Source organism: Bradyrhizobium sp. LeoA1Lang (assembly GCF_055413685.1).
This window is the reverse complement of record NZ_JBVAPG010000537.1, coordinates 1-386: the sequence shown is the minus strand read 5'-3', so window position 1 is coordinate 386 and position 386 is coordinate 1. Positions and strand designations below refer to the sequence as shown.

At 61.7% G+C, this 386-nt stretch carries 1 protein-coding gene; it reads right to left on the bottom strand.

Translation table 11 applies throughout. The features are described from left to right. Positions 1-386, bottom strand: a 386-nt coding sequence (locus tag ACZYOF_RS44430; protein ID WP_463719679.1) for an AMP-binding protein, incomplete at both ends; no start/stop codon positions are given.

Sequence of the window (386 nt, the reverse complement as noted above, 5' to 3'; positions counted from 1 at the left end):
CAGATGGCTCGGGGTGATGTTGATGAGCCCGCATTCCGAGCTGATCTTTGCTTTTAGCCCCTCGACCTCGTCTCCCTCCATGACAAGCTGTGCATGGCCACCACAGATCAGAGGCGCAAACAGGCTGTTAACGGTCGCATCGAAGGTCAGAGGCGAGGAGACCACGGAGGATGATCTGGGCGCGTAAGCATCGCAGGCCCAGGACAGATAATTGGTCATCCCCCGATGCTCGACCATGACGCCCTTGGGCATACCTGACGATCCCGAGGTGTAGATCACATAAGCGAGATGGCGCGAGCTCAGCCCGAGGGCGCGCACATCCGGGTCCGTCGCCGGCAGCGCCGCCCAGACCGGCGTCGCCGTCTCCAGATCGACCACCGTCAGAT